Origin of the sequence: Nostoc sp. (genome assembly GCF_036917935.1) — a bacterium.
In the GTDB taxonomy this organism is placed as follows: domain Bacteria; phylum Cyanobacteriota; class Cyanobacteriia; order Cyanobacteriales; family Nostocaceae; genus Nostoc.
On sequence record NZ_JBALEL010000002.1, the window covers coordinates 288,615 to 306,251 of the forward strand.

At 41.7% G+C, this 17,637-nt stretch carries 10 protein-coding genes and 1 pseudogene; 7 read left to right on the top strand and 4 right to left on the bottom strand.

The window, feature by feature from the left end; translation table 11 throughout:
- Positions 1-105: 105 nt before the first annotated feature.
- Positions 106-840 (top strand): HAD family hydrolase, encoded by a 735-nt coding sequence (locus V7K62_RS01540; protein ID WP_334860992.1) that lies wholly within the window; start codon positions 106-108, stop codon positions 838-840.
- Between the two features lie 21 nt (positions 841-861).
- On the opposite strand, the pseudogene V7K62_RS31440 reads toward V7K62_RS01540, so the two are convergent.
- The 4 genes and pseudogenes from V7K62_RS31440 to V7K62_RS01555 all read right to left on the bottom strand — a co-directional run.
- Positions 862-960 (bottom strand): annotated as a pseudogene (locus V7K62_RS31440) (IS982 family transposase); the annotation flags it as partial.
- A 47-nt stretch (positions 961-1,007) separates the two neighbouring features.
- Positions 1,008-1,619, bottom strand: coding sequence for a DUF4231 domain-containing protein (locus V7K62_RS01545; protein WP_334860994.1), 612 nt, complete (start codon positions 1,617-1,619; stop codon positions 1,008-1,010).
- Between the two features lie 9 nt (positions 1,620-1,628).
- Entirely contained in the window at positions 1,629-2,375 is a 747-nt protein-coding gene (locus tag V7K62_RS01550) for a hypothetical protein (RefSeq protein ID WP_334860996.1), read from the bottom strand.
- A 304-nt stretch (positions 2,376-2,679) separates the two neighbouring features.
- The gene (locus tag V7K62_RS01555) at positions 2,680-8,574 is read right to left on the bottom strand and encodes a translocation/assembly module TamB domain-containing protein (protein WP_334860998.1); all 5,895 of its coding nucleotides are present in this window, start codon (positions 8,572-8,574) and stop codon (positions 2,680-2,682) included.
- Between the two features lie 260 nt (positions 8,575-8,834).
- Here V7K62_RS01555 and V7K62_RS01560 point away from each other — a divergent pair, with 260 nt between their 5' ends.
- The 6 genes from V7K62_RS01560 to V7K62_RS01585 all read left to right on the top strand — a co-directional run bounded on the left by V7K62_RS01560 (position 8,835) and on the right by V7K62_RS01585 (position 17,397).
- A complete protein-coding gene (locus V7K62_RS01560) occupies positions 8,835-9,263 on the top strand; it encodes a DUF3110 domain-containing protein (protein WP_334861000.1) in 429 nt (142 codons plus the stop codon).
- Positions 9,264-9,359: 96 nt separating this feature from the next.
- Positions 9,360-10,286: an N-acetylmuramic acid 6-phosphate etherase gene (murQ, locus tag V7K62_RS01565; protein WP_334861002.1), complete on the top strand. Its 927-nt coding sequence runs from the start codon at positions 9,360-9,362 to the stop codon at positions 10,284-10,286.
- A 619-nt stretch (positions 10,287-10,905) separates the two neighbouring features.
- Positions 10,906-12,105: a response regulator gene (locus V7K62_RS01570; RefSeq protein WP_334861004.1), complete on the top strand. Its 1,200-nt coding sequence runs from the start codon at positions 10,906-10,908 to the stop codon at positions 12,103-12,105.
- A gap of 349 nt (positions 12,106-12,454) precedes the next feature.
- Positions 12,455-12,817 carry a response regulator transcription factor gene (locus V7K62_RS01575; RefSeq protein WP_334861006.1) on the top strand — a complete coding sequence of 121 codons (363 nt, stop codon included), beginning with the start codon at positions 12,455-12,457 and terminating at the stop codon, positions 12,815-12,817.
- Between the two features lie 123 nt (positions 12,818-12,940).
- On the top strand, positions 12,941-13,414 hold the full coding sequence (locus V7K62_RS01580; protein ID WP_334861008.1) for a chemotaxis protein CheW: 474 nt from the start codon (positions 12,941-12,943) through the stop codon (positions 13,412-13,414).
- A 125-nt stretch (positions 13,415-13,539) separates the two neighbouring features.
- Positions 13,540-17,397 (top strand): GAF domain-containing protein, encoded by a 3,858-nt coding sequence (locus V7K62_RS01585; RefSeq protein WP_334861010.1) that lies wholly within the window; start codon positions 13,540-13,542, stop codon positions 17,395-17,397.
- Positions 17,398-17,637: the final 240 nt, after the last annotated feature.

The window sequence follows — 17,637 nt, forward strand, 5'->3', positions numbered from 1 at the left end:
GTTTTACTTGTCTTTAAGTAAGAGTATCAAATCATTTTATAAAGAGGGTTTTTCCCTCTTTTTTTATGTGGAGAATGGGTAAAAAGTAGTTAAAAGTTAAATATTATGGCAACCATTAAATGTAGAAATATCACTTTTGATAATATCCAGGCAATTTTGTTTGACAAAAACGGTACTCTAGAAGATTCAGAAACGTATTTGCGATCGCTCTCACAAAAAGCAGCAAGGTTAATAGATGCTCAAATCCCTGGAACTGGGGAACCCCTATTAATGGCATTTGGCATCAATGGCAATCTTCTAGATCCCGCAGGTTTAATATCAGTAGCAAGCCGCCGTGAAACAGAAGTTGCGGCTGCGGCATATATTGCCGAAACTGGCAAAGGATGGTTTGAGTGCTTAAAAATAGCCCGTCAAGCTTTGGATGAAGCGGAAAAATACATTGGACAAACTCCTTCACCGCTGTTTGTGGGTAGCTTAGACTTGTTGAAATATCTAAGGGGAGGGAATTTGAAACTTGGCATCCTCTCAGCTGCGACAACTGAAGAAGTACGTAATTTTGTAGCTAATCACCAGTTAAGTGATTATATTCAGTTGGAAATGGGAGTAGATGAAGGGCCGAGTAAACCAGATCCATTGTTATTTTTGCAAGCTTGCCAAGCTTTGGGAGTTGAACCGAGTGCTACATTGATGGTGGGTGATTCAGTTGGTGATATGCAAATGGCGCGTAATGCTAAAGCCGCAGGTTGTATTGGTATCACTTGGGTAGGTAAGTCAGATAATGTCCGAGGTGCGGATGTGGTGATAAATCAACTTGATGAAATCCAGATTTTAGAGGATTAATTTAACGTGAGTTCGATGAACTCAAAAAACGGCAGGAGGTAGAGCAGGTAGCTCTTTTGGATAAATATCAAGTGATGGTTTTTGGGGCAAATAAGTATAGACAACCAAACCTGCCATTAAGATTAAGATACGCTATATCTAATGAGGAAGAGTTGATTTAGTCGATTTTATTCTTCCTGTTTCTTGTCTTCTAAATTAGTTATCTTTGTATTTTGCAGAAGGATATGGTCTTCCTGATTCTGTCTTTCTTCTTTCTTTTCTTGTACAACTTGAGTGGCATATATTTCCACATCTCGCTGAATAATATCTTCTACATGACTTGCAAACAGATTAAATGCCTGTTCGTGGCTTGTATAACTACGATAAGCGCCTGTCAACTGTGAGAATTGCCACCCTTGGGTTTTCAAAGATTCGACTGTTCGGCGATAGTGTCGCCAGCGTTCTCCATAGTGAAAAAACTCTTCAATGGCAGCACTAATAGCAACTATTTGGCTCAAACCAAAAGTTGACCACATAATGATATCCCTATTGTTAGGTTTGAAAGTAGCGTTAATGTTTAGACTTACCAATGCCGGCAGAATTACACCACCAACAATAGTTGTGAGCCGTAAAAAATAATGGCGATCGCGTGATGAATTTGCCTTAGCTTCCATCCAGAGTACTTGGTCTAACCAGCGCGATCGCAAAAAATGTTTTTGCACATCGCCTAAGTTTATACCTACAAATAAATTGTTAAAATCTTCCTTTAAAAATTCTTGATAACTATCTTTTTTTGCCATTATTTACTCCTAATTAGATAGTAAAACCTTAATTACTTTGCCTAAATCCTCAACTCCCTTGTCTATGTCGATTAAATCGATGTATTGTAATGTACCAGATTTAGCTAGCTTTTTGGCCCGTTCATCGGTAGCCTTTCCACGCAAGGCATCTGCAAGGATATCTGCGGTTCTACCACTACCAGCGATCACAATAACTAATCTTCCACTATCAACACTACAAAACGCATCCTTAAAGGTAATTTCACCACCGTTCAAAAGTACTGTCACCGAAGGTGCATCATTGGCCAGCATAGTCGCAACGCAAGATATCCAAGGAGACTCGTCGCCCCAATCATTACCAGGAACTAGCACGAAATGAGTATGGTTTGGCTCTAAGGGTATTAAATCAGCACCAGTTTCCGAATGATTAGGTAAAGCCACTTTGCTTTCGGGTGTCACACCAACCAAAGCAAACTTAGCACCTATCTGGGTACGAGCCGCACCCATCATTCGCATTATTCCTGCATCCGTACCTCCATCCACGACATAAGCCCCTAAAGTTTCGGCGATGGGGGCTAAAACTTCCACAAACAACCGTTGAATTCGGAGAAAGTCAGCTTCACTAATATTACTTGCACCCCCCACTATTACTAAAACAGGACGCGAACCGCCAAGCCCTATTTCCTCAAAAGCATTTGGCAATTCCCCTTGCTGCTCAACTCGAGTAGCTAATGCTGTTTGGCCATTATCAAAGGTAAGTTTCAAATAACGTTTCATTTGTCCAAAATCCTAACTGCGTAAGTTTTCCAGCATAGGCTTCGCAGTCATATTCCGCAACCGTTGTATTTCGTAATTACCTTAAAGATAAGAAATTTTATGATGCTTTTTTATGGGTTATTCTCAGAGGATGTCTGAAAAGTTTTTTCTATACAGCGAATGCTTAAAGATCCCCCGAAATCCCCCAATTGATCGGGGGACTTTGAGACTCTTATCCCCCTTTTTTAAGGGGGATCAGCAAATATCTGATACTTCTCAGACATCCTCTCAAATAAATTATCAGCATCCCTCAATTCTTTTTTATCTAAAACCGCTTTTGATACTCTACTACTGCACGACTGTCATCGGTTAAATTAGTGGAAGCACGCACACGAAATTCGTTGTTTATCCGGTAATTAACACCCCATTGGAAGGGGTCATTTGTTGTCAAGATTTTGATACTGGAAACCGATATTTTAGAAGAAATATCAACCCCAGCCTCCGCTGCTAATTCCAAAGTTGAATTGCTTCTTCCTGCTTCGGGATTCTCAGAAATAACGGTAGGAAATATCCGCAGTTCACTTAAGCCAAAGGTACTCCCAATCTGGTTAAAAGCTGACTGAAAATTATTGAATACAGCCGATCCGGCGATGTTAATCAGACCCAAAGTACTGTCTGCACGTCCTTGGGTGTCTACAAATCCACCTCCTAAAAGAGCAACAATTTCGGTTTGACTACGTGATGGACTACTTGTTAATTCTAAATTTTCATTCAGTTTGCTAGCTAAACCGTTGATAGTGGCTTCGACTCGAACACTCTCTAACGCTGATAAACCTGTAGAATTTACCCGGCTGAAGTCATTACTTTGAGTTACATCCAGTACTTTGGCAAATAGCCGAATATCTAAGTTAGGGTCGCGGGGTTGAGAAGGACTAAAAGTTGCGGTGTGTTTATAGCCACGAACAAGGTTAAATTGGGTAGTAAATAAATTTACTCCCCCTTTTTCTAACTGGATAGTGCCATTGGGTATAGGCTGATTGATAAAGCCGTTAACTATGAGATTACCACTGGCGCGGAAGTTGAGAATAGGGGCACGGGTAATTTGGACGTTTTTACCTAGTTCCAAATCTAAATTATTAAATCTGGCGTTCGTATTTCCCGTGCCATTTCCAATTTCAGATTTACTCTGCTTATTGGCTTTTGTGGGTGATACGCCAATACTACCATTTGCAGATGTCGTGGCGTCGGTAGATTCTGCCAGCAATACCTTACCATCAAATAAATTTACTCTACCGCCAATTATGGGGTTAAGGGCAGAACCAGTAATCTGCAAATTGCCACTAGCGCCTCCCTGATAAAGTCCCTTAAGATTCAACGCTAGCTGATCGAGATTAACAGTCAGGGGATTTTTGATAGTTACGTTTTTATTGTTGAAGATGGGAATTTCTCCAGCAGCTTCTACCTTCCCACGGCTAAATCTACCTTGAAGATTTTCGACTAAGATGCTGTCAAAATTAAACAGCACTCTACCTGTGACGCGTCTCAGTTTACCTGGCAAAGCTTGGGCTGAAAAAGTAGCATTATTAATAGTAGCAATTCCATTTACTTCGGGTTTTTGCAATGTTCCCCCCACCTTGAGGTCTACTTCTCCTTCACCTTTCTCAAATACCACTTGATTAGTCAATGCATTTAACAGTGCCAATCCTTCGTTTTCTAACTTCATATCCAAACTGATTTGATCGCTGTCTGGTGCCACGGAAGCAAAAGGCAATTTATAAGGGATACTGCCAGTAATATCAACAGGTTTTGGGCCAGCAACTGCTACAGTACTACCAAAGTTTAAGCGTCCATTGGCATAGCTGAAACTTGCTATTGCTGACTCTATTTTGCTCTGATTTAGTATTCCTTCTGTGATTTGCAATTCCCCTCTCGCTTGAGGATTAGCAATACTCCCTGCTAAAGCTGCTGTAGCGTTAAGATTACCTGTTATTCCAATTGGCAGTTTGACAACATTATTCAGTAGTTGTACCGGAAAATTATTCACCCGCAGCTGGCCAGATTGTTCATCACCGCCAACGTTACCCGTGAAGGCAATCAGCCTGTTTTGAGACTCGATTCGTAAAGGTCGCAAACTCAAAACACCGTTTTCAAAGTTGCCTTCGGCAATCACTTTTTCGGCAGTATAAAAACGATTTCGTTCTTCCTTTTTACCCCAGGCAAAGTTTTGTCCATTCAAATTAAAATCGACTGATAATCCATTGGCTGTAGCTGTATTTACAGCCACTTCCCCATTGAAAGTCCCCTTTAAGTCTGCCAAATCTGGTATTGGAGTGGAATTAAGTCGCTGTTCTTCCTGTTCTGCCACCAATACTTCAATTTCAGAAAACCGTTGGATTTGGGTTAATAAGGGTTCGCTTGGCGTTCCTTGGGGGTTGGTAGTCAGATCCGCGGCTGTGCCGTAGATTTCTGCTGAACCACCTGGCAAATTTTGTAAATCAAATATTTTTGCTACAGCTAGAACATCTTGGATCTCACCCTGATTGACGTTCAGTTTACCTTGTAGTTGAGGGCCTTTAGGGCTTTGAGCAAAAGTACCGACAAGGGCGTAGCTACTTTTTCCTTTGACAAATTCGCTACTAGTGAGTGTGGCTTTATCGTCACCGTAGCGGAATTGAGCAGCTATTCGATCGCCTTTAATTCGGCCAATTTGGGGATTAGCGATCGCTAAATTCCCCGTTGCTGCTAATGTCTGCTGATTAAACAGTAAATCCCCAGTTAACAACCCAGCTATCTTACCAGTACCCAATCGAGTAATTGGTGGCGGAGTCAAATTCAATATTTGTAAGGGGAAATTTGCAACTTTCAGCGCCCAATCATTCCCTTGAACATTACCTGTTGCTGATGCTTGCTGCCATTTTACTAAGAAGGATTTCGGGCGATTATTGGCATCTAAATTGAAGTCCAGGCGATCGCTATTACCCGCCAAGTTCAAATTCAACCCACGTCCCTGTACTGAATCGATGTTTCCAGTTAACAACGGCTCAAAAGCAATATCTTGAACAACCAAGTCTCGTAAGTTGATTTGTCCTACTACATTCGGTAACGGCAGCTTACCAGTTATTTGACCATTAAAATCTACTCTCCCCGCCACAGCAACCTGATTAGGAAGATTGATCGGTAACTGTTTTAAGTTGTAATTCTGCGCCTGGACGTTGAGATTTAGGGCAGTAATTTCCGGTATACCTGCTTTTTTCGCATTGGCTAAGATGTTACCAGTAACACTTAAACCGGGAGCAATTGCTCGCTCAATGGTCAGCCTTTCACCACTCCAAGCGATCGCAGCGCTCAAGGGTTGCTCAAGACCAGGGATACCTTGGGATAATTGCACCTGTCCAGCAGCACGTACATCAGCTAATTTGGACGATCCTAGCGTGCCGGCTAATTGCAACTGACCGCCAAACTGACCTCGCAATTGCTGATTTAACCGATTTAATTCCACACCAGAAGCGTTCACTACAGCTTGATAGCGACCATTAGCCAATTGGATATTAGAGGCTGCGATCGTTCCACCTGCAACATCCACCCGTCCCTGACCACTGGCTTGAATTGTTTGCGGTTGAAAGGATTCAACAGAACCCGCCACGTTTGCTTGACCAGTTAACGTCCCTCGGAATTGCTTTGGTACTGCTACCAACTGCTGCAACGGTAGATTATTTGCTTGAACTTGCGCCTGGTATACACCATTAGCTACTTGGATATTAGAGGCTGTAATGGTTCCACCTCCAACATCCACCCGCGCCTGACCCATTGCTTGGATAGTTTGCGGTTGGAAGGATTCAACAGAACCTGCCACATTTACTTGACCAGTTAAGGCTCCCTGGAACTGCTTTGGTACTGCTGCTAACTGCTGGACAGGCACATTCTTAGCCTGAACTTGCGCCTGATACACACCATTAGCCACTTGGATATTAGAGGCTGCGATCGTCCCATCCCCAACATTTATCCGCGCTTGACCGTTAGCTTGAATAGTTTGCAGTTTAAAAGAATCAACAGAACCTGCCACATTTACTTGACCAGTTAACGCTCCTTGGAACTGCTTTGGTACTGTTGCCAACTGCTGCACAGGTACATTCTTAGCCTGAACTTGCGCCTGATACACACCATTAGCCACTTGGATATTAGAGGCTGTAATTATACCACCGCCAATAGCAAGGCGACCTTCACCACTGCCACGGAGGGTTTTCAGGCTGAAATTATCTCTGTTACCTGCAATTTGAAACGTACCCGCCAATGGATTATTTAAAACTGGGGGAGACTGTTTCAATATTTGTCCCAACCGCACACCATTAGCTACAAGTTGAGCCGAGAAGTCTTGGTCTTGCAGTTGGATATTAGAAACTGCAACCGTGCCACCACCAATTTGAACTCCTGCACCATCACTGCGAATTCTGGCAATTTTAAATGGTGCTGTGCTGCCTGAGAGGAGGAGACGACCATTGAACAGTGCCCCAGCCAAAGAGAGATTTTGCAGTTGACTTTTATCTACAAAGGGTTCCAATTTTACCCCAGAGGCAACAGCCACAGCTTGCCAACGCTCATTGGCATAACTACCAGTTGCCCGGACTGTACCACCACTTACATTCAGAGCCACATTGCGGAAAGAGACGCTGCGATCGCTAGCGATTGCAACTTCGCCAGTTCCGGGGTAAGTTCCATTAGGAGCTTGATACTGTACCACAGTTTGGACATTAGTAGTAGCGCCAGTTAGTTGGGCTGTAGCTGAAACATTGCCGATTTGGAAATTGGGTGTTGTTTCGTAAACTTTTGCGATCGCATCCCCTGGAACATTCTTGGCAGCGAAATTTAAATCCAGTCGGGGGCTTTTACCGAGTTGAATTGTACCAGCGCCCGTAATTTCACCGCCGACTTTAGCTTTACCTTGAATATCTTTCAGGGTAATTAAAGAGGAACTAGTAACAAGCTCAAACTTACTACTAATGTTATTAAAATCAACTTTATCAATCCGAGCAGTTTGAATCGTGGCAACTGTGCCGGAGAGAATTGGCTCTTTTGTTGATCCGGTAATTTGTAAGTCTGCTTGTACTTGTCCAGCGATCGGCACAGGTAGTTTTACCTTGAGAGTTTCCTGGGCATTCGCCAAACTCACCGCATTTACGCGCCCTGCCAACTTAAAGCCTGCTTTTGTGTCAATGATTCCCGTAGCCACTAGGGGAATTTTGCCGTAGTTGCTAGTAACATTCTCTAACTGCAACTCCGTTCCTTGAAAGTGGAGGTTTCCTTGGCTATTGCTCAACAGTTGCGGGACTTTGGGTATTTGAAGCGTTACCCCTTGCACAGTAGCGTTGCCAAACAATAAAGTCTGCTGTCCTGGTGTCAATCGAATTAACAAGTCGCCATTGGCTCGACCCGCTTGTAAGTTCACTGGTAACTTAATCAACCGAGTAATATCCGCAGCTAGCAAATCTTGCGCCTGCACCTGGAAGTTCCCTGCCAGCACCTTGGAACGCGTCTCTCCCTGAATGGAAATATTACCACCACTGTCTGCTTCACCCCCGACTTCAAACCTGATCAACTGGTTGTTTGCTAAAAGTTGGGCAGATCCATTCAGTTGAGAAAATGTTACTGGGGATGAGGGAGATGTTACTCCCTTTGTCTCCCCTGCTTCCCCGACTCTCTTCTGCGGCATCAATGCCAGCTTGGCATTGCGAAACCGCAGGTGATCCAAATCGGTTTTAATAGCGCCGCCTTCACCTGACGAGGCTATAGTAGTGGAAACCCAGCGTCCTTGGTCATCCTGTTGAATATAAATATCTGGGTTGACTAAGGTGACATCTAGCTTTAGGTGGCGGTTAAAGATTAGTTGTAATAGGTCAAAATCCACCTCCACTGACTCGACTGCGGCTCGATCTGGATCTGTGGGTGTGGCTGGGATGGCTGAAGTCCCAAACTGCACTCCCGTCAACGAAAATTGTCTAACTCTTCCCAGTTTTACCGGACGGTTGAGTGTAGTAGTGAGACTTTGTTGTGCCAAGGGTGTTAACTCTGTTTGGACAAAAGTCCACAACCGCCAAATACCGACAATAACTCCTAGCAGTAAAAGTCCACCCAAGGCAATGCTACCCCGACTCAACACCAGCAACCACTGACGCTTGCGGATAGGGGATGGGGAGAGAATATCTTGATTGGGAGATTTAGTCATTTGCTTTCACCGCATTAATTGCCGGATGTCGCTGGCACACACAAGCATTAACTGGCACATTGATTCAGTATGCCATTTCCAGGATACGCCAACTAAACCCAAGACCTCATTGGTTGAGTTACGGTATTTGCTCGATCCAATACTTATGCTTAATAATATTGGCGTTTTCAGGAAAATCTGAATAGAGTGAAAATTGTTCCTATGACTTTCCTTGAGACACAATCTCGAACTTTAATATGAATAAACCTTAAAAAGGACAGATGATTACACCAATGCGTGTCTTTGTGTTAATTTTTAATGCTCGAACGGAAAATGAGGGGATTCACACGATTCGGGAGGGCGACCGCAATAAAATTCTGATGTTCGAGTCAGAAGACGATGCCACGCGCTTTGCCCTAATGCTAGAAGCTCAGGATTTCCCCGCACCTACACCGGAGCCGATCAATGCTGAGGAAATCAAGGAATTTTGCGAAAGTGCTGGATATGAATGGGAAATCATCCCAGAAAACAGCAATTTAGTTGTCACTCCCCCAGAACTGAACGTGGAAGAAACTGACTGGCAAGCAAACGCCCAGAAGGAGGATACTATTGAAGACACCTTCCCTCTCAATCAACAGCCACTAGAAGAACCAGACTTGTCTGATTCGGAACTAGAGAAGATTCGTCGCAAATTTGAAGGATTGTTGTAATTAATTATTAGTCATTAGCAACTGACTAATGACTAATGACATAAACACCCAAAGGGCGGCTGTAGGGTAGGACTAAGGAGAAATGACAGAGGACAAATGACAAATTTGCAGGAACGCGGGCATCTTTTAACCGAGATGGTAAATCCTAACAGTCTGAACTTAGACCAGCTCAGTTCTCTGGAATTAGTGGAACTGTTTAATAACGAAGACCAAAAGGCAGTCGCAGCAGTTGCAGCGGCAAAAATTCAGTTGGCAGAGGCAATTGAGCGCACCGCAGACCGTTTGCGCCACGGAGGACACCTATTTTATATCGGTGCAGGGACAAGTGGCCGGTTAGGGGTGTTAGATGCTGCTGAGTGTCCACCTACTTTTTGTACACCCCCAGAGTTGGTACAGGGGATTATTGCTGGTGGTGCTGGCGCACTGGTACGCAGTTCTGAAGATTTAGAAGACAGCATCGAAGATGGTGAGGCTGCGATCGCTGGGCGACACATTACCCAGCTAGATGTTGTAGTTGGCATTACCGCTGGTGGAACAACGCCTTATGTCCACGGTGCCCTTCATGCTGCTCGTCAACGGGGAGCCACGACTATTTTTATCGCCTGTGTTCCAGCGGAACAAGTTAGCTTTAATGCCGATATTGACATTCGCCTCTTGACAGGGCCAGAAATAATCGCCGGCTCAACTCGCCTGAAAGCTGGTACAGCCACTAAATTAGCCTTAAATATCCTTTCTAGCGGCGTGATGGTCAAGCTAGGCAAAGTTTATGGCAATCGGATGGTGGATGTGGCGGTAACAAATCAAAAATTACGCGATCGCGCTTTGCGAATTTTGCAAGACCTCACAGGTTTAAATCGGGAAGCTGCTGGCTTTTTACTAGAACGCAGTGGTAAATGGGTTAAGCTAGCGCTATTGATGCACTGGACTGGTTTGGAAAAAGATGAGGGCGATCGACTTCTTTCAGAACACCAAAGTGATCTCAGGGCAGCTGTTGTCAGCCATCAAAACCAAAAGCAACCTTGAAAAAATTTTCCTAAAGAAATACTCTATATATGGCTGCTACTTGTCTTAGTAGTACGCCTTTTTTTAAGGATAATATTCCCTAGAAAAGCTAACATTAGCTGGTTTAATTAAGAATAGTAAACTTAAATAAATATTTTCAACAAAAGCTGAAATCTCTAAAGACTGCTAATCTTTCTCAAACAAAAATTCAGAACTTATACGGATATAATTCCCTATAAAAATTCTTAAAATAATATATCAATACTGAATTCATCATTATGTGGACTATAGGAAACCTACTGAAGTGATGAAATCTTAGCAGAAAAGTAAACTTTGCCAAGAATAAACCCTGTTCTAGATAACTTATTTACTAGCAAGAGTTTTGCTATCTTAGCATCTTACTTGCTTTTAATAATATTGATTTAGACTGCTATATAGATAGCGTTTCCTAATCACATGAGGTACATCTTAGCCCCCTCTCGAAGAGCGGGGAGGGGGTTGGGGGTAAGGTTATTGTACCTCACAAGGGACGAGAACCGCTATATACCAAATGTATTTGCCCTTATTGACATATTTGTTGACCACTATATAGTTAGTGTGGGTTTTTCAAGGGTTAGCTTTTTAATAAAAGGAACAAACTATGTCCCACCAGGAAGTTATTTCAAATAACCTAGTAAATGAATTTAAAACTTGTACTCAGCTACAATACAATGGCAAATTAAATATTAAGAGTTCAAAGGGTAGTCAATGGACTTTTTACTATCGGCTGGGACGGATAGTTTGGGCAACAGGGGGAACTCATCCCTTCCGACGCTGGCGTAGACAGATGGCTCAAAATTGTCCCGAAATCGATGTTGATAAGTTGCAGTTACGTTTACAAGACCTATCAAGCGATTATTGGGATTATCGGCTTTTAGAAATCTTATATAAAAAACAGAAAATCCAAAGGGAACAGATTAACTCTATTGTCGATAACACGATAGCAGAACTATTATTTGACCTAGCTCTGCAAGGAAATTTTGCTTCTATAAGTTGCAATCGTAGCCAAGAAGTTATCTTAGAAACGCCAATGAGCTTCACGAGTGCAGAGATGTCTGTAAAGCACATGCAAGACTCGTGGAAAATTTGGTCAGAAGCTGGTTTAGCAAATTTTTCTCCTGACTTGGCACCATTTCTGCGGCGACCAGAAATACTCCAGCAGATGGTAAGTCAACCTGTCTATAAAAACTTTGTCAATTTAATCAATGGCAAATTTACTCTGCAAGATTTAGCCGTGAAAATGAAGCAGGGTGTACTGCCACTCACCCGTTCGTTGCTTCCCTATATCCTTAAAGGAATCATTGAATTGGTGGAAGTACCTGACTTGCCCTTAGAACCTACTGAAGTCAACAATAACTCTACCACCACACAAGTAAAGAAGCGGATTGCTCCACTAGTGGCCTGCGTCGATGACAGCCCTCAAGTATGTAAAATGCTAGAGGATATTATCACTTCTAATGGATTGAGGTTTGTCAAGATTCAAGATGCTGTACAAGCTCTACCAACACTCATTCAGGATAAACCAGACCTGATTTTTTTGGATTTGATTATGCCAGTTGCCAGTGGTTACGAAATTTGTACTCAGTTGCGACGAATATCTACTTTTTCCAAGACACCAATAATTATATTAACAGGCAGTGATGGTCTTTTAGATAGAGTTCGTGCCAAAGTAGTTGGTTCTACAGATTTTCTCACTAAACCTGTAGTGGCTGATAGGGTAATGAATATAGTACGTAAGTATTTACCTACACCGAATGTATCCACCGACAATAATAAATCTAATTTAAAGGTTTGTAATTAGGGAAAATTAGAAGCTATTTTTGATTCTAAATTCTTCTTCAAAATTTATAACCCTTTCCACGTCAGTACAAATTAAATTATTGAGGTGATAAAACTATTTGAGATTCAAATATATATTAAGTTATGTTGATTACGTACTTTTTCGGAGGTTGATATATAAAGATTGAACCAAAATTAGACAAATACAAATTTTTGTATTTATAGCAGTCCTATTTGGTTTGTGAAAAAGTGGTTAGGGCAAAGGGGTTAGGGCTAGTCTCTAGTCCCTTCTATGTCTTTTTTGAAGAATCATTTAGGATTTGTATATCTAATTTCTTTGCATTTTGAGAAAAAGTTAACGAGTAATTGTCATGAATACTGTTTTAGTTGTTGAAGATGGCTTAACAGATATGGAAATAATCAGCCGTTACTTGCAACAGGCAGGTTATTCTGTAATTAGCGCCACAAGTAGTGAAGAAGCTCAAGAAAAAATAGATAAAACTAAGCCAGACCTAATATTTCTCGACGTAATTTTACCGGGTAAAAGTGGCTTTGAAATTTGCCGAGAGTTGAAAAATAATCCCGAAACTAGCAAAATACCTGTGGTATTTTGCTCTACAAAAAATAGTGATGTAGATAAAATTTGGGGTAATATGTTGGGCGCTGATGGTTATCTATCAAAACCGATTGTTCGAGAGGAACTAGTGGTAATTTTAAAGCGATTGATTAATTAGTAAAACTTAATAAATTAACGACTACCAAAATTCACTTTTTCTCATATAGAACCTCTGCAAGATCAAACAATAACTACAAATAGTAGTTAAAGGGAAATAATCAAGGACAAAGGATCAATAACTTTGGAAATCAAGGAAAAGTTTTTAAGTTTTAATTTGGGAGTAAGTGATACAGCCGTAATTTCGTTACAACACATCACAGAAGTTTTGCAAGTATCATTACCAGAAATATGTGGTGTTCCCCAGATGCCCAGTAGCGTCTTGGGTATTTATAACTGGCGCGGCGAGATGCTTTGGTTAGTAGATTTAGAGGCAATGTTAGGTTATCCTCCAATTTCGCAAGGGCCAAACTTACTTACAAAAATGATGGCGATTGTTCTGGAAAATAAGGGTAAGTATTTGGGACTCTTGGTGCGACAGCTTATAGATATTGAATGGCTGGATAGTAATGAAATGAAACCTGCAACTGCTGAATTATTTTATCCTAAAATATCAGCTTTTTTACAGGGATACTTTATTAATGATTCCGAGGAAATGATTTTTAATTTGGATGCAACAACTATTATTCAAGCTCCGATATGGGGCATTCATAGTTGAACATTGAGTAATGCTTGATTAGGTAGAGTAGTTGACAATTACTCATCCTGAATTACCAAATACCAGATCATTCTTAGCTGCCACATATCAAATTATTACCCACGACAATTTTTGAGGTTAATCAGATGACATTTTTGTATAACAGTAGCCATGATAATGAGGTTCTAATATCTGAATTAGAAAATCAGAATGGTAACGCTAATATAACGGATATTGCTAGTAATGAAATATCTTTATTAAATGCGATCTCTGAGGAATTTAAAAGTTGGCGGCGACAGTTGCAAGATATCGCAACTTATATGCGTCAAGCCCCAGATATTGATACACTACTCAAAATTACTGTAGCGCAAATTAGAGAAAAGATTGGTTGCGATCGCGCCTTGATTTATCAGTTTACTTCCCTAGAATCAGGTAATGTTTTAGCAGAATCGAGAACACTAGGTTGGACACCAACTTTAGGCGAAAATATTCCCGTAATTATTTTTGGCTTATATAGCAATAAAGACTATATAGAACCTGTAGTTATTGACGATATCAATCAGATTCAACTTACCCCTTATCAAAAGCAGCTGCTAGAGAAATTTCAAATTAAAGCTAGTTTGAGTTTACCGATTGTAGTAGAAGGTAAAGTATGGGGATTACTGGCAGTAAATAATTGCCAATCAACGCGGCAGTGGCAAGAGGTAGAAATTAGTCTACTATCTCAAATTACCACAGAACTCACATACAGATTACAGAACTTTGAATTTAAGAAAGAACAACAAAATCAAGTACAGGCAAAGAAATCAGTAGCTAAAGTCATTGATAAAATTCTTCACGTATCAAATATCGATAAGATTTTCCAAACAACCACTCAAGAAGTACGTCAATTACTAAAATGCGATCGCGTGGCTGTTTATCGCTTCAAACCTGACTGGAGTGGCGAGTTTATCGCGGAGACAGTGGGTAATGGTTGGATAAAAATGGTCGGCCCTGATTTTAATATGGTTTGGGAAGATAGCCACTTACAAGAGACTCAAGGAGGACGTTATGCCAAGGGTGAAACCTTTGTGGCTAAGGACATTTATCAAATGGGTCATGCTCAATGTCACATTGATATTTTAGAACAGTATGAAATGAAAGCTTACATCATTGCGCCGATATTCAGTGGAGAGAAATTATGGGGCTTGCTGGCAGCTTATCAAAATTCTGGGCCGCGTGATTGGCAATCTTGGGAAGAAAGCTTTTTAACTCAGATTGGCTTGCAATTTGGTGTGGCCATATCACAAAAAGAATATGTCGAGGAAGTGCAGAGGAAATCCGATCAACTAGCTCAGATACTTGAACAAGAGAAAGCTTTAACCAAGATAGTCGATCGCATCCGACAAACCTTAGATGTAGATACCGTCTTCAAAATAACCACTCAAGAAGTACGGCAATTACTAAAATGCGATCGCGTCGTAGTTTTTCGCTTCAATCCCGACTGGAGTGGTGAATTTGTCGCTGAGTCAGTAGTTAGTAATTCGATCAAACTGGTAGGCCCTGATATTAAAACTGTCTGGGCAGATACCTACATCCAAGAAAATAAAGGGGGTCGATATGTCCAAGGTGAAAGCTTTATCGCTAATGATATCCATGAGGTAGGTCATTCTCCCTGCCATGTTAACATGTTAGAGCAGTTGGAAATTAGAGCCTATGTGATTGTACCTGTATTTTCTGGGGAAAAATTGTGGGGATTATTAGCAATTTATCAAAACTTTGTATCTCGTGATTGGCAACCTTGGGAAGTCAGCTTTTTGATTCAAATTGGCTCTCAATTTGGTGTAGCTGTATCACAGGCAGAATATCTTGAACAAGTGCGAATTAGAAATACACAACTAGCTCAGTTAGCAGAACAAGAGAAAGCTTTCACTAAGATAGTCAACCGCATCCGCCAATCTGTAGATGTAGATAGTGTCTTCAAAACAACCACTCATGAAGTGCGTCAATCACTACGATGCGATCGCGTCGCAGTCTATCGCTTTAACCCTGACTGGGGTGGCGAATTTGTGTCTGAGTCTGTGGGTAATGCTTGGACAAAACTGGTAGGCCCCGATCTTAGAACCTTTTTAGACGATACCTACTTGCAAGAAACTCAGGGAGGTAGGTATGTCAAAGGTGAAAACTTTATCGTTAATGACATCTATAAAGCAGGGCTTGCTCCCTGCCACATTGAGATTTTAGAGCAGTTTGAAGCCAAAGCTTACATAATTGTTCCTATATTCTTCGGCGATAAATTGTGGGGCTTGCTGGCAGCGTATCAAAATTCTAGCATCCGTGAATGGCAAAGCTGGGAACTTAACTTTTTGGTTCAGACTAGCTTGCAATTTAGCCTAGCTAAATCACAGATAGACTATTTGGAATTAGTTCGGGTAAAATCTGAGAAACTAGCTCAGTTAGCCGAACAAGAGAAAGCTGTTACAAAGATCAGCAACCGCATCCGACAATCTTTGAATGCAGAAGATATTTTCAAGATAACCACTCAAGAAGTGCGACAATTATTGCGATGCGATCGCGTCGCTATCTATCGCTTTAATCCTGACTGGAGTGGCGACTTTGTGTCTGAGTCAGTAGCTCATGGTTGGGTAAGACTAGTAAGCCCTGATGTCAAAACTGTCTGGGAAGATACTCACTTACAAGAAACTCAGGGAGGTCGATATGCCCAAGGTGAAAACTTTGTTGTAAATGACATCTATCAGATGGGTCATTTACCCTGCCATATTGAGATATTAGAACAGTTTGAAGTCAAAGCTTATGTAGTTGTTCCTGTATTTGCTGGGGAACAATTGTGGGGTTTGCTGGCAGCTTATCAAAATTCGGGAACTCGTGATTGGGAAGAATCGCAAGTCAGTTTGTTAGCACGCATTGGCAGTCAGTTAGGACTGACATTACAACAGACGGAATATTTGCAACAAGTACAAGCGCAGTCAGCAAAATTAGCAGACGCAGCAGCACGCGAAAAGGCAGCCAAGGAATTATTACAACAACGGTCTATTCAACTCCTAATAGCCCTTAGACCCGCTCTCAACGGCGACTTAACGGTACGCGCACCAATTACAGAAGACGAGCTAGGGACGATCGCCGATGCTTACAATAATACCCTGCAAGCACTGCGGCAAATCGTTATTCAGGTACAGGGGGCTGCTCAACAAGTTGCCCAAACTTCTAGCGATAGCGACGCTTCACTGACGGGATTGACTAATCTGGCGCAACAACAGTCTGAGGAAATTACCGCAGCTTTAGGCGAAATTCAACAGATGGTGGACTCTACTCAAGCTGTAGTGGCAAATGCTGAGTTAGTGCAACTAGCAGTGCAACAAGCCAATCAAACTATAGAGTCTGGCGATACCGCCATGAACCTGACTGTCAAAGCAATCCAAGGAATTCGTGAAACTGTTGCTCAAACTAGCAAAAAGATTAAACGCCTCAGCGAATCCTCACAAAAAATCTCCAAAGTGGTGAATTTGATTGGTAATTTTGCCACACAGACAAACGTACTGGCTTTGAATGCAGCGATTGAAGCCACTCGTGCAGGTGAATATGGCAAAGGCTTTGCAGTTGTAGCTGATGAAGTCCGTTCTTTATCTCGCCAGTCAGCAGCAGCCAGCATCGAAATTGAAAAATTAGTCCAGGAGATTCAAGCAGAAACCGGAGAAGTTGCAGTAGCGATGGAAACTGGCATTCAACAGGTGGTAGAAGGCACAAATCTTGTCAATGATACTCGCCAAAACTTAAATGCGATCGTTTCTGCAACTGCCGAAATTAGTCAGCTAATTGAGCGAATTACCGCAGCGACTCAAAAACAAATGACGCAATCTGTGACAGTAACTAAATCAATGCAAGATGTAGCAGAAATTGCCAATAAAACTTTTGCTGAATCTAAAGAAATTGCGACTGTGTTCCAAGATTTATCAGGAATGGCGCAAGAGCTATTAACAACTGCTGGTAAGTTTAAAGTCAAATGAATTTTAGATTTTAGACTTCGTTGTGACACTTCGACCCTTCTCTACGTTCGCGAACAGCGTGTCGCAGACAGACGCTGCGCGAACGACAAGTCAATCGAACGATTTTAGATTTTGGATTATGAATGAGGAGGATTTGAAGCGAAGAAGAAAGCAGCTAGCACTGCGAGTAATCCGCTTAGGGACTGACAAATAAAAAAACATCCCACAAGATGGATAATTTATTTCTTGTCAGTCCCTTAG